Genomic DNA, 13,081 nt, shown 5'->3' with positions numbered 1-13,081 from the left:
ATGAAAGAAAAAAATGTAAAAATCGTTAACAAGTTGGGACTACATGCACGACCCGCATCTTTAATTGTTCAAACAGCAATGGCTTTTTCTTCAAATATATATATAATTAAAGATGAGACAAAAGTTGATGCTAAAAGTATTATGGGAATTTTAATGCTTGCGGCTGCTTGCGGAACGGAACTTATTCTCAGGACTGAAGGACCGGACGAAGAACAAGCTTTGGAAAAAATGGTGGAAATATTTAATAATGGTTTCGGAGAGGAAATATAATGAAACAAAATAACATTATTTTAAACGGTATTGCCGCATCATCGGGTGTTGCGATAGGTAAAGTTTTTGTTTTGGAAGAAGATGAATTTCTTGTAGAAAAGAAAGAAATTTCAGGTATTCAAATAAAACAAGAGCTTAATCGTTTAAAAGATGCTATGGATAAAACCAAAATAGAGCTTGAAGATAATAAGAAAGAACTGAGCAAAGTTGTAGGCGGTAATTATGCAAAGATTGCAGCTGCCCATCTTCTTATCTTAAACGATCCGATGGTGAAAAATGAAGTTATAAAAATGATAAAAGAAGGTGTAAATGCAGAATATGCAATACACAAAGTTGTTGAAAATTTTTCCAAGACATTCGATTTAATAGATAATGATTATTTCAGAGAAAGAAAACATGACCTTTTAGATGTTGCAAAAAAGGTTATGAGAAATCTTTTAGGAAAAACAAAAAAAAGTTTATCTAATTTAGAGGAAGATTCCATAGTTGTTGCAAAAACACTTACACCTGCCGATACTGTTACGATGAAAGAAGTTTTAATAAAGGGATTTGTAACGGAAATAGGAGGAAAAACTTCTCATACCGCACTTGTTGCACAAAGTCTTGAAATTCCTGCGGTTGTCGGTTTAAAAAATATAACTCATCAGGTTAAGCAGGGTATGTCTATTATTGTCGACGGTAATCTCGGATTGGTAATTTTAGATCCGTCGGAAGAAACCATAGAAAATTATAAAAGAGAACACGAAATACAAATTTCGAATAAAAAAGAGCTTGAAAAATTTAAAGATTTACCGGCAATAACTACCGATGGCAGGGAAGTTATATTAGGCGCAAATATAGAAAATCCCGAAGAGGTAAGAGCAGCTTTAAGACACGGAGCAAATGCCGTGGGATTATATAGAAGTGAATTCATGTATTTATCAAGAAAAACAATGCCTACGGAAGAAGAACATTATCAAAATTACAGTAAAGTAGCTAAGATGATGATGCCCTATGAGGTTATAATAAGAACTATAGATTTGGGCGGTGACAAAATTGCAAGATTGGGACTTATGAATGTAGGCAGAGAAGCCAATCCGTTTATGGGCCTTAGAGCAATAAGATTTTGTTTAAAATATCCTGAGATATTTAAGGCACAGTTAAAGGGTATATTAAGAGCATCGGTTCACGGAAATATAAAAATAATGTATCCGATGATATCCAGAATTGCCGAGATAAAAGAAGCAAACAGAATATTGGAACAGGCGAAAGAAGAATTGAGAAAAGAAGGGAAAAAATTTAGAGAAGATATAGAAGTCGGGGTTATGATAGAAGTTCCTTCCGCGGCCATAATTTCCGATGTAATCGCAAAAGAAGTTGATTTCTTGTCAATCGGTACAAATGATTTAATCCAGTATACAATGGCCGTAGACAGAGTAAATGCCGATGTTGCACATTTATATTCTCCTATGCATCCCGCAATTTTAAGATTATTGAAGACAATAATAGATTCTGCTCATGCTGCGGGGAAAAATGTAGGTATGTGCGGAGAAATGGCGGGTGATCCTGCATATACGGTCGTTTTATTGGGATTGGGGCTCGATGAATTTAGTATGTCGGCCGTACAAATTCCCAAAGTTAAAAAATTTATAAGAAACATATCGAAGTTTGAAGCAAAAAAATTAGTAGAACAACTTTTAAGTTGTTCTACCATGCAAGAAATCGATATAACCATGAAAAAATTCAAATATAGACAAAATTTACTTTAATCTTTTTTTGTTATATTGTTTTCATCTTCATAGAATATTATGTTATCTCTTCCGGAATTTTTTGCTTTATAGAGGGCTTTGTCGGCATTACCTATCAAATTATCTATATCCGTATCTTTATTATATTTTGCAATACCTATACTGATTGTTACGGAAAAAGTTTTATTGTCAAAATTAAAATTAATATCCTTTAATGTCTTCCTTATTTTTTCTGCAATTTTTAGAATTTTTTCCTGAGTTATTGATGAAACTATTACTATAAACTCTTCTCCGCCGTATCTTCCTATAATATCACCTCGTCTTACAGAAGAAGATATTGTTTTTGCCGTTGTTTTTAAAACTTCATCACCTATTAAATGTCCGTAAGTATCATTTACTTTCTTAAAGTGATCTATATCCAACATCATTAAATAAAAATTTGTTTTGTATCTTTTGGCTCTTTCTATTTCCGAATATAATTTTCCTAAGAAAAATCTTTTTAAATATAAGCCGGTTAGTCCGTCGATTCTTGCTTTTTCTTTAAGCTCCGAAAAAAGCATTATTCTTTTAGTTCCCAATTTTAAGTGAGGAATAAAAAACTCTCCTTCTTCTACATATATTCTTGCGTATTCCGGTTCTACGACAAGAAATGTACAAGAATTTAGTTGCTTATCTATTATCATAGGCCAGGCAATTACAGGTTTGTTTTCAATATTAAATAAGGATTTTACTATTGCAGGCCCTTTTAAAGATTTTATTTCTTCATTGTTATTTATTAAAGAAAACCATATCTTTTTCTTTTCTTCGTTTAATCTTGATAATATTTTTAAGTTTTTATTATTGTCTTTGGATTCAAAAAGAGTTCTGTTTTTTGTAGTTATAACAACATAACATACTCCGGTTCTTGTTTTCAAAACATTAAGCAGAGCATTTGCTAAATCTTCCGGGACATCCATATTTTTTGTTAAATCTTTTGAAATTATATAAAAGTGTGTGATTCTTTCGAGTTTCTTTTCTAAGGCTTCTCTTTTATCAGAAAGACTTTTTTCTTCATTGATTAATTCTTCTTTATAAAATTTAAGTTCGTTGTTTCTTTTTTTCAGGTTTGGATATTGAATTATTTTTCTGCTTGAAAACAAAAATAATATCGGTATCATACTAATAAAAATTATGGAAATAATTAAAGTATAATATGTGAGTCCGAAGGTAAAAAAAGCAGTTGTTATTGCCGTAATACAAAAAGCTATATAATAAGGAATATTCACTTTTTTTGAAAATAAAGGAAGAGGCAATAGAAAAAGAATCAATATATATTTATAATAATTTGCATCAAGTTTATTATAAATCATAAAGAAACACATTAATAAAACCAGAAGTTTTAAATAAAATATTACTTTTTTCATTTTTTACTCTTCATAAATACAAACTCTGTTTCTTCCGCCTTCTTTTGCTTTATACAAAGCATCATCGGCTTTTTTTATAATTTCATCCGGAGTTTGTTCTTCTTTTAATTCGGCTACACCTATGCTTATAGTCTTTTTTATTTGTATAGGATGATAACTTTCTATAGGCATAAAAAACTTTTCTTCTTCAACCATTTTACGGACTTCTTCTAAAATTTTATAACTTTCGTTAATAGTCGTGTGGTACATTAATACGGCAAATTCTTCTCCTCCGTATCTGGACAAAATATCAACGGATCTGAACCTTCTTCTTAGAATATTAGATAATTGTTTTAAAAAAGTGTCTCCGGCTAAATGTCCGTAAGTGTCGTTGACTTTTTTAAAATAATCAATATCTATCATTGCTACGGTAATCGGTATACTGTTAATTTTTGCTCGCTCTATTTCTTCTTGAAGCCTTTCTATAAAATAAGTTCTTGTATATAAACCCGTGAGTCCGTCGGTTATAGCAAGAGACTCAACTTTTTTAAACATCATCGCATTATTTAAAATAAGTCCTATTAAGCTTGCCAATATTGATAAGAGTCTTAAATCGTAATCGTCGAAATATTCTTTTTTATCCGTACAGTAACCTTTTATTGCTCCCCAATAATTATTTTCTATTTCTATCGGAACAACCATTAAAGATGAAATATTTTTGTAGTCTGTTTCCGTAAACCTTCTGTCTTCTTCCGTATTTGTTATAAGTAACGGGATTTTATTGAACTTAGAATAATTAACAAATATGTCTTTGCTGGAATGTCTTTTTATGTTCCATTTACCTTTAGATATAAATTTTTGTGTAAGAGTTTCCAATAATTTTATAAGCTCTTTTTCGTTCATTGTGTTTTCTATGGAGTTTATCATTTGATCAAAAGATTGAAAGATTTGCATTCTTTGATTTATCGCATTTATTTTATTTTCGTTGTCTGTTATCGAAGATTGTATTAGAGTTAAGTCTCTGTCCAAAACTTCATGCTCAACTTTTAATTTGATTTTCTCGGATATCCATAATTGTCTGTATTTTTCGATTCTGAAAAAAACTAAAATTATCCATAAGATTTCAACTACCAACAAAAATTTATTTATTGTGCCTGTTGTGGCTATTGTAAAAATACCGGCAGATATTGCAAAAGCAAGCAGAACGCCGCCGAACACACTTCCCGAGAAAATATACATTACTATAAATACTAAAAAAATCGTCGGAAAAACCAATATCGGGTATTGAAATAAGAAAAATAACCAAATAATAAAACATATACCCGATAAAACAGGTATAAGTACCGTTTTAAAAATATCTATAAAAAAAACTTTGTTCTTCTTAAAGTTTATCATCATTTTTCTTTTGCTTATAATATTTTAATAAAGCATTTTCTATTTCTTCTTTTAGCTCTTTATCTTTTATGTTAAATATTTTTATCCATTTATCTTTTTCTTTTATTGACGGCCAAGAAATCCAAAGTCCGTATTTTCCGTTAAGTATATTACAATTTATTTCAATGTTATCATTGAATATCACAGACATAAAAGCCAATATGGTTTTTGGATTTTTTACGATATTACACTTGTTTATTTTATATTCGATTTTTTCCTTTGTATTTGTAAAAGTATTGTTTTTATTGTTTATTTTATTAACAATATTATTTTTAAAATTTCTATTTAAGAAATGAAAAAAATAATATTTGTTGCCGTTATTTTCATAATAGGGGGATATTAAAGTGCCGTCTTTTAATATGAAATCGTGCAACTGTAAAGTATTGTTAAATTCTATATTTATTTTGTTATTTTGATTAGTTATTTTAGTTAAATTTAAATCCAAAGCATAGCTTCTAATACAAAATAAAAAAAGTAATAGTACAAACAAAAATCGTTTCATATACATAATAATAAAAAGTCTAATACAAAAAGTTAAAACAAACAACCTTCATTTTTTTTGTATCTTATTCTTTTCGGATATCTCTGCCTTTCAAGATTTATGCCTTCACTGTCTTGAAAAGGGTCTAATAAATTTTTAAGTTTATCCGTTAATCCTAAATTAAATATTACCAATGCATAAGCACCTATGGAGACATTCGGATTTCCTTTTTCTATCTTCCCTATAGTGATTCTGGTAATACCTGTTTTTTGAGCCATGAGAACGGTTGAAATTCTTCTCTTAATTCTTGCCTCTTTTATGTTTTGACCTATTTTTGACAATGCTTCCTGAGATTGTATGGGTAATAGTTTTTTTCTTTTCATAATTGACTCCTACCCTGAATTTATATATGTTTAATGTATAATATAATTATCATTATGTCAATGCTTTTACGGTTTGTTGTTTGTTGTAAAATATATTGAAAAAAATATTTGTTTTTTTTATAATATATTGATTGTTATTATTGTGATTTTTTGAAATTGTAGCAATCACTGCTACAGTTTTTTTATTTTGTATAAAAATTCAGTTGAAATTTGGAGATTAAAAATGGCAATGGAATACGCTTTGATTTTAATAAAACCCGACGGAGTAAAAAAATCTTTGACGGGAAATGTCTTGTCGAAACTTTCACAAACTGGTTTTCATATTATCGGTTCTAAAGTTGTAAAAGTTTCAAGAGAGTTGGCAAGTGAACATTACAGACATTTGAAAGATAAACCTTTCTTTGAAGACGTTTTGGATTTTATTCAAGGTAAAACTTTCGGCGGTGCACCTTACGACAGAGTAATTGCATTTGTTTATAAAGGGGAAAATGCAATATCAAAATTAAGAGAAATTGTCGGTGCAACAAATCCTGAAAATGCTGAACCTACGACGATAAGAGGTTCTTACGGAAGAATAGCTAAAAACGGAACAATGGAAAATGTTGTTCATTGTTCTTCGGATATAAACGATGCAAAAAGAGAAATACAACTTTGGTTTAGTCCCGACGAATTAACGGAAGAAGTTTATCCGACAAAGAAAGAAACAGTAACCGAAGAAAAGCAAGTTTGGGCTTAAAAAGGCAATTAGTAATTAGAAATTAAAATAAAAATACAACAAATCGCGAAGCGATTTTATGGAGAGAAAGAGAAATGAAAACACCTTTACAGAATTGGGTTGACGAACAAATTGCATTAATGCAACCGGACAAAGTATATTGGATGGACGGTTCCGAAGAAGAAGGTAAAAGATTAGCTGAAATAGGTGAAAAGGAACAAATTGACGGACATCCTGTTTTGGAGAAATTAAATCAAGATGAATTTTACGGTGCATATTGGCACAGATCTAATCCTAACGATGTTGCAAGAACGGAACAATTAACATTTATTTGTTTACCGAACAAAGAAGATGCAGGACCGAACAATAATTGGATGGATCCTACGGAAGCAAAAACAAAATTAAATTCTCTTTTTAAAGGTTGTATGAAAGGAAGAACAATGTATGTAATTCCTTTCCTTATGGGTAACCCCAAATCTCCTTATTCAAAATGTTGTGTTGAAGTTACAGATTCAGTTTATGTTGCAATAAGTATGAGAATCATGACAAGAACGGGAAAAGTAGCTATAGATAAAATAGGCAATTCAAACGATTTCTTTAAAGGTATGCACTCTATCGGTGATGTTAATCCCGAAAGAAGATATATTATGCATTTTCCTCAAGAAAATTTAGTTATGAGTTTCGGTTCGGGTTACGGCGGAAATGCATTGCTCGGTAAAAAATGTTGTTCTTTAAGAATCGGTTCTTATTTAGGTTATAAAGAAGGTTGGCTTGCGGAACACATGATTATTATCGGAGTAGAAGATCCCCAAGGTAAAAAAACTTATTTCTTGGGTTCTTTCCCGTCAGCATGCGGGAAAACGAATTTAGCATTATTAAACCCTGTATTGAAAGGTTATAAAGTTTGGACATTGGGTGACGATATTGCATGGATTAATGTCGGACCGGACGGAAGACTTTATGCAATGAACCCTGAAATGGGATTTTTCGGTGTAGCACCGGGAACAGGTAAACACACAAATCCTATAATGGTAGAAACATTGAAGAACAACAAATTCTTCCCCACATTGTATACAAACACTGCAGTTAATGCAGACGACAATACACCTTGGTGGGAGGGATATTCGGAAACTCCTGAAAATTTAATTGATTGGCACGGAAAGAAATACGATAAGAATTCAGGTGAAGTTGCGGCACATAAAAATTCAAGATTTACGGTTTCAACATATAACTGCCCGACACTTGCAAAGGAATTTGATGATCCTCAAGGAGTACCTATTTCAGGTATTATATTCGGAGGCAGAAGAAAATCCACAATTCCTTTGGTATACGAAAGTACAAGTTGGGAAAACGGTGTGTTTGATGCATCAATTATCGGTTCTGAAACAACTGCAGCAGCTGCAGGTAAAGTCGGTGCCGTAAGAAGAGATCCGATGTCTATGTTACCGTTCTGCGGTTATAACATGGGTGACTATTTCGGTCATTGGTTAAGTTTTGCAAAAAGAGCAAAAGTATTACCTAAAATATTTATGGTTAACTGGTTTAGAAAAGACGAAGACGGTAACTATATGTGGCCGGGATTCAGAGATAATTCCAGAGTATTAAAATGGATGATAGACAGAATCGAAGGTAAAGTTGAAGCTCAGGAGAAAGAAATCGGGTTGTTCCCGAAAGTAGAAGATTTGGATTTATCAGGTCTTGATATATCTAAGGAAACTTTGAATAAATTGTTTAAAGTTTCTAAAGAAGAATGGCAAAAAGAAATTCCTTTGATAGAGGAATTTTATGCAAAGTTCGGTGACAGATTGCCGAAAGCTTTGAGAAAACAACTTGATGATTTAAAGAAAAAATTTGCTTAAGAAGTTTTTAAGATTAGGAATGTTGAAATGGGAAAGAAAATATACATATTGAAATATTCAATATCACATTTTATAATTAAGTATTCGTTTGATTCACGCACACGAACACGAACTTGTAAATAAAATAGTAAAGATTGTTGTAGGCAGTATTATTAAAATTTAACTAAATTAGTTTACAAGTGGAGAAAAGAATATGGAAAAAGATTTACAGACGTTAAGACATTCAACATCACATCTCATGGCAGCAGCGGTTTTGGAATTGTTTCCGGGAACAAAAGTTGCTATAGGTCCTTCAATAGAAGACGGTTTTTATTATGATTTCGACAGAAAAGAACCTTTTACCGTTGATGATTTAGCAAAAATAGAAGAGAAAATGCACGAACTTGCAAAAAAAGATGATCCTTTTATTTGTACAACAGTAAACAAAGCGGATGCAATAAAACTCTTTGAAGAAAAAGGTGAAAAATATAAAAAAGAATTGGCAGAAGCTATTGAGGGTGATACCGTAACATTTTATCAGTCCGGACAGTTTACTGACCTTTGCAGAGGACCTCATATAAAATCTACAGGCGAAATAAAATATTTTAAACTTTTGTCCGTAGCAGGTGCTTATTGGAGAGGAGATTCCGACAGAGAACAATTACAAAGAATTTACGGAACGGCATTTTATACAAAAAAAGATTTGGATGAATATTTAAATAAATTGGAAGAAGCTGCAAAAAGAGATCACAGAAAATTAGGTAAAGAACTTGATTTGTTCTCTATAAACGATGCAGTCGGCGGCGGACTTGTTTTGTGGCATCCTAAAGGTGCTATGCTTAGAAATATAATTGAAACCGAATGGAAACAATTCCATTTGGATAACGGATACGATTTATTGTGTACACCTCATATTGCAAGTGAAGAACTTTATGCAATAAGCGGTCACTTACAAACATATTCCGAAAATATGTATGCTCCTATGGAAATTGAAGGCAAACCTTACAGAGTAAAACCTATGAATTGCCCTATGCACTTGATGATATATAAAACAAAACTTCATTCTTACAGAGAACTTCCTATAAGATACGGAGAATTGGGAACAGTTTACAGATTTGAAAAGTCGGGTGTATTGCACGGTCTTATGAGAGTAAGAGGATTTACGCAAGACGATGGACATGTTATCGTTCAACCAGAACTTTTGGAAGAAGAAATTTTGACCGTATTTAAAATGGCAATAGATTGTTTAAAAATGTTCGGATTTAACGAATATAAAATCTATTTGGCAACAAGACCCGAAAAGAAGTATGTAGGTGAAATAGAAAAATGGAACGATGCGGAAAAATCTCTTGAAAATGCATTGAAGAAGACAGGTTACGATTACGAAATAGATGCTGGCGGCGGAGCATTTTATGGTCCTAAGATAGATATTAAGATAAAAGATGCTATCGGAAGATTGTGGCAGTGTTCCACAATACAGTTTGATTTCAATTTACCTGAAAGATTTGATATTTATTACATAGATAAAGAAGGTAAAAAAGCAAGACCTTACATGGTTCACAGAGCATTGATGGGTTCTTTTGAAAGATTTATCGGTGTATTGCTCGAACATTATGCAGGAGCATTGCCTGTATGGTTGTCACCTGTTCAAGCAGCGGTTTTAAATATTGCTCCCGAACAAGAACAATATTGTAAAGATGTTGTTAAAAAATTAAAAGAAGCCGGAATCAGAGTAAACTTCGATGACAGAAACGAAAAAATCGGTCACAAGATAAGAGAAAATGCAATGCAAAAGATTCCTTACTTGTTGGTTGTCGGCGGTAAAGAAGTTGAATCCGGTGCTGTTGCCGTTAGAGCAAGGGGAAATAAAGATTTAGGTTCAATGCCTGTAGAAAAGTTCATTGAACTTGTTAAGAATGATGTTAAGGAGAAAAAATAATGGCATATAAAGGATTAATTGAAAAATACAGGAAATATTTGCCGGTAAGTGACAAAACTCCGGTAATAACATTACATGAAGGAGATACTCCTTTAATTCCTGCAAGAAACCTTGCAAGAGAAATAGGTTTCCCGGGAACAATATATTTTAAATATGAAGGATTAAACCCTACAGGTTCCTTTAAAGACAGAGGAATGACAATGGCTGTATCAAAAGCCGTTGAAGAGGGCAGTAAAGCCGTTATCTGTGCTTCTACAGGTAATACATCTGCATCTGCAGCAGCTTATGCGGCAAGAGCAGGAATAAAATGTGTAGTTTTAATTCCTGAAGGAAAAATTGCTTTAGGTAAACTTTCTCAGGCTGTTATGCACGGTGCATTGGTACTTGAAATAGACGGAAATTTTGATAAAGCTTTGGAACTTGTAAAAGATTTAAGCAAAAATTATCCGTTAACTTTAGTAAACTCAATTAATCCTTACAGAATACAAGGACAAAAAACAGGTGCTTTTGAAATTTGTGAATATTTGGAAAAAGCTCCCGATTATCAGTTTATGCCTGTAGGAAATGCAGGAAATATTACGGCATATTGGAAAGGTTATAAAGAATTTAATCAGTTGTTCCCTGAAAAATATGCATTACCTAAAATTATGGGATTCCAAGCGGAAGGTGCAGCTCCTATAGTTAGAGGTTATCCTATAGAAAAACCTGAAACATTGGCTACGGCAATAAGAATCGGTAATCCTGCGTCATGGAAGACGGCGGAAGAAGCAAGAGATGAATCCAAAGGCGTTATAGATATGGTTAGTGATGACGATATTATAGAAGCATACAAAATGATAGCAAGACACGAGGGTGTTTTTGCGGAACCTGCTTCCGCATCATCGTTTGCAGGTTTATTAAAATATACAAGAAAGGGTTATTTTAAAGACCAAAAAGATGTAACGGCAGTTTGTATATTAACAGGTCACGGATTAAAAGATCCTGATAACGCTGTTAAAAATTCAACAAAACCTACACAAGTTAAAGCAGATATGAAAGAAATTATAAAGACAATAGGTTTATAAAAATCGCAAAGCGATTTTTAGCTTAAAGCTTATAGCTTAGAGTTTATAGTTAAACGGCAATGTGAAGACATTGCCGTTTTTTTGTATAATATCAATGTAAGCAAACTATAGCGGGAGAAAATTATGGCAGAAGAAATAAAAAAGCAAGAGATTAAAATAGAAATAGATGAGCAAACAGCTAACGGAAGTTATTCGAATTTAGCTTTAATAACTCATTCTCAAACTGAATTTATTATCGATTTTATTTTTGTTCAACCGCAAAACGGTAAAGCTAAAGTAAAAAACAGAATAATAACATCTCCGTTGCATGCAAAAAAATTTTTACAGGCATTGCAAGACAACATTGCAAAATATGAAATGAGATTCGGTCAGATAAAAAACAGTGAAACAAGTATTCAGGAACAATCAAAATTTTATAATTAGGTGATTAAATTGAACATAGAATTAATTTGCAGCGGCAGTGAATTGCTTACGGGAAAACTAAATACACATGCAGGTTTTATCGGTTCGAAACTTAACGAGATAGGTTTATCGTTATCGTTAATAACGACCGTTGCCGACAGAAAAAATGAATTTAAGTCTGTTTTACAGGAAGCTGTAAAAAGAAGTTCCGTTATTATAGTTACCGGCGGATTAGGACCTACTTTCGACGATATAACTGTAGAAACAGTATCGGAAATATTAAATATAAAAACTTATAAGGATGAGTCTGTCGCAAAAGCAATAGTTCAATATTTTGAAAAAAGGGGAATAAATTGTCCTGCCGCAAACAATGAAAGACAAGCTCAAATTCTTGAAGGTGCAAAAGTTTTGGAAAACAGATTCGGAACTGCTCCCGGACAAATGTTGCATTTCAATTATTCTTCGGACGAAAATAAAAAAGTAAGAAAAACAATATTTTTACTTCCGGGACCGCCGAGAGAAATGCATCCGATGTTTGAAGAAAATATTTTACCTTTTATGAGAAGTTATCAGGTTAAAATGAAAAAAACATTGATACTTCATATTTGCGGTATGGCGGAATCTTTGGTTGATGAAAAAATTAAACCGACAATAGAATATTTGTCTAACGATGAAGATATTGAGTTTGCGATATTGGCACATAACTTTTTAATAGATGTAAAAGTTTCCGTAAGCGGTGAAAACGAACTTACAATAGACGATACATTGAAAAACATAAATAATGAATTTATAAATGTGTTAGGTGACAATATTTACGGATATAATGAAGAAACATTGGAAGGTGTTGTTCAAAAAATGTTGATAGAAACAAAAAGAACAGTATCCGTTGCCGAATCATGTACGGGCGGTATGGTGTCATCAAAACTCACAAACACACCCGGAAGTTCAATGTGTTTCAAAGAGTCCGTGGTTACTTATTCAAACGAAGCTAAAATGCAGTTGTTAAATGTTAAGCAAGAAACATTGGAACAGTTCGGCGCCGTAAGTGAACAGACGGCAAACGAAATGCTTAACGGAATTATTTCTTTATCCAAGTCGGAATATGCAATAAGTATTACGGGAATTGCAGGGCCCGGCGGGGGAAGCGCTGAAAAACCGGTAGGACTTGTTTATATAGGTGTTTCGTTTAACGGAAATAATGAAGTAAACAAATTTCAGTTTTTGGGAACAAGACAAGACATAAGAGAAAGAGCAACAAATGTTGCACTTGACAGTATAAGAAGATTGATATTAAAAACAAGAAATAAAAAAATCACAAAGTGATTTTTATTATTGTTCTTTTAAAATTTCTCATTTACAAGCAAAAAAGCCATTCGCTTGAAATTTTTAAAGCCGTGCTCCAACTTGATTTTTTCTAATGACATAATGTAACGGAAAAATCTTCAA

The 13,081-nt window shown here is 32.2% G+C and carries 11 protein-coding genes and 1 pseudogene; 8 read left to right on the top strand and 4 right to left on the bottom strand.

Annotation, left to right across the window (positions count from 1 at the left end; genetic code table 11):
- Both B2Y85_RS03385 and ptsP read left to right on the top strand, forming a co-directional pair.
- Nucleotides 1–270, top strand: coding sequence for an HPr family phosphocarrier protein (locus tag B2Y85_RS03385; RefSeq protein ID WP_372519068.1), 270 nt, complete (start codon nucleotides 1–3; stop codon nucleotides 268–270).
- Complete coding sequence (gene ptsP / locus B2Y85_RS03380; protein ID WP_372519067.1) at nucleotides 270–2,018, top strand: phosphoenolpyruvate--protein phosphotransferase; 1,749 nt, start codon at nucleotides 270–272, stop codon at nucleotides 2,016–2,018. Before B2Y85_RS03385 ends, ptsP begins: the two co-directional genes overlap by 1 nt.
- Here the strand turns inward: ptsP and B2Y85_RS03375 are convergent.
- The 4 genes from B2Y85_RS03375 to B2Y85_RS03360 form a co-directional block, all read right to left on the bottom strand.
- Nucleotides 2,015–3,400: a GGDEF domain-containing protein gene (locus tag B2Y85_RS03375; protein WP_372519066.1), complete on the bottom strand. Its 1,386-nt coding sequence runs from the start codon at nucleotides 3,398–3,400 to the stop codon at nucleotides 2,015–2,017. The genes ptsP and B2Y85_RS03375 overlap by 4 nt on opposite strands.
- A 3-nt stretch (nucleotides 3,401–3,403) precedes the next feature.
- Nucleotides 3,404–4,777, bottom strand: coding sequence for a sensor domain-containing diguanylate cyclase (locus tag B2Y85_RS03370; protein WP_372519065.1), 1,374 nt, complete (start codon nucleotides 4,775–4,777; stop codon nucleotides 3,404–3,406).
- Nucleotides 4,761–5,258 (bottom strand): septation protein SpoVG family protein, encoded by a 498-nt coding sequence (locus B2Y85_RS03365; protein WP_372519064.1) that lies wholly within the window; start codon nucleotides 5,256–5,258, stop codon nucleotides 4,761–4,763. The genes B2Y85_RS03370 and B2Y85_RS03365 overlap by 17 nt, the downstream gene beginning before the upstream one ends.
- Nucleotides 5,259–5,347: 89 nt before the next feature.
- Entirely contained in the window at nucleotides 5,348–5,677 is a 330-nt protein-coding gene (locus tag B2Y85_RS03360; RefSeq protein ID WP_372519063.1) for a helix-turn-helix transcriptional regulator, read from the bottom strand.
- A gap of 223 nt (nucleotides 5,678–5,900) precedes the next feature.
- Here B2Y85_RS03360 and B2Y85_RS03355 point away from each other — a divergent pair, with 223 nt between their 5' ends.
- The 6 genes and pseudogenes from B2Y85_RS03355 to B2Y85_RS03330 all read left to right on the top strand — a co-directional run bounded on the left by B2Y85_RS03355 (nucleotide 5,901) and on the right by B2Y85_RS03330 (nucleotide 12,958).
- On the top strand, nucleotides 5,901–6,413 hold the full coding sequence (locus tag B2Y85_RS03355; protein WP_372519062.1) for a nucleoside-diphosphate kinase: 513 nt from the start codon (nucleotides 5,901–5,903) through the stop codon (nucleotides 6,411–6,413).
- A 32-nt stretch (nucleotides 6,414–6,445) separates the two neighbouring features.
- Nucleotides 6,446–8,251 (top strand): annotated as a pseudogene (locus B2Y85_RS03350) (phosphoenolpyruvate carboxykinase (GTP)); the annotation flags it as partial.
- Nucleotides 8,252–8,444: 193 nt separating this feature from the next.
- Entirely contained in the window at nucleotides 8,445–10,169 is a 1,725-nt protein-coding gene (gene thrS, locus B2Y85_RS03345; RefSeq protein ID WP_372519061.1) for a threonine--tRNA ligase, read from the top strand.
- Nucleotides 10,169–11,233 (top strand): threonine synthase, encoded by a 1,065-nt coding sequence (gene thrC / locus B2Y85_RS03340; protein WP_372519060.1) that lies wholly within the window; start codon nucleotides 10,169–10,171, stop codon nucleotides 11,231–11,233. The genes thrS and thrC overlap by 1 nt, the downstream gene beginning before the upstream one ends.
- Before the next feature lie 123 nt (nucleotides 11,234–11,356).
- Nucleotides 11,357–11,656: a DUF3467 domain-containing protein gene (locus tag B2Y85_RS03335; RefSeq protein WP_372519059.1), complete on the top strand. Its 300-nt coding sequence runs from the start codon at nucleotides 11,357–11,359 to the stop codon at nucleotides 11,654–11,656.
- 9 nt (nucleotides 11,657–11,665) lie between these two features.
- Complete coding sequence (locus B2Y85_RS03330; protein WP_372519058.1) at nucleotides 11,666–12,958, top strand: competence/damage-inducible protein A; 1,293 nt, start codon at nucleotides 11,666–11,668, stop codon at nucleotides 12,956–12,958.
- Nucleotides 12,959–13,081 lie beyond the last annotated feature (123 nt).

Origin of the sequence: Candidatus Ruminimicrobiellum ovillum, assembly GCF_002392975.1 — a bacterium.
Lineage (GTDB): Bacteria > Elusimicrobiota > Endomicrobiia > Endomicrobiales > Endomicrobiaceae > Ruminimicrobiellum > Ruminimicrobiellum ovillum.
This window is presented reverse-complemented; position numbering and strand designations above follow the sequence as displayed.

Bases quoted from the DNA above. Each gene is read 5' to 3' on its own strand.
- B2Y85_RS03385 (WP_372519068.1), top strand. From the start codon at position 1: ATGAAAGAAAAAAATGTAAAAATCGTTAACAAGTTGGGACTACATGCA.
- B2Y85_RS03370 (WP_372519065.1), bottom strand. From the start codon at position 4,777: ATGATGATAAACTTTAAGAAGAACAAAGTTTTTTTTATAGATATTTTT.
- thrS (WP_372519061.1), top strand. From the start codon at position 8,445: ATGGAAAAAGATTTACAGACGTTAAGACATTCAACATCACATCTCATG.
- B2Y85_RS03375 (WP_372519066.1), bottom strand. From the start codon at position 3,400: ATGAAAAAAGTAATATTTTATTTAAAACTTCTGGTTTTATTAATGTGT.
- thrC (WP_372519060.1), top strand. From the start codon at position 10,169: ATGGCATATAAAGGATTAATTGAAAAATACAGGAAATATTTGCCGGTA.
- B2Y85_RS03335 (WP_372519059.1), top strand. From the start codon at position 11,357: ATGGCAGAAGAAATAAAAAAGCAAGAGATTAAAATAGAAATAGATGAG.
- B2Y85_RS03355 (WP_372519062.1), top strand. From the start codon at position 5,901: ATGGCAATGGAATACGCTTTGATTTTAATAAAACCCGACGGAGTAAAA.
- B2Y85_RS03360 (WP_372519063.1), bottom strand. From the start codon at position 5,677: ATGAAAAGAAAAAAACTATTACCCATACAATCTCAGGAAGCATTGTCA.
- ptsP (WP_372519067.1), top strand. From the start codon at position 270: ATGAAACAAAATAACATTATTTTAAACGGTATTGCCGCATCATCGGGT.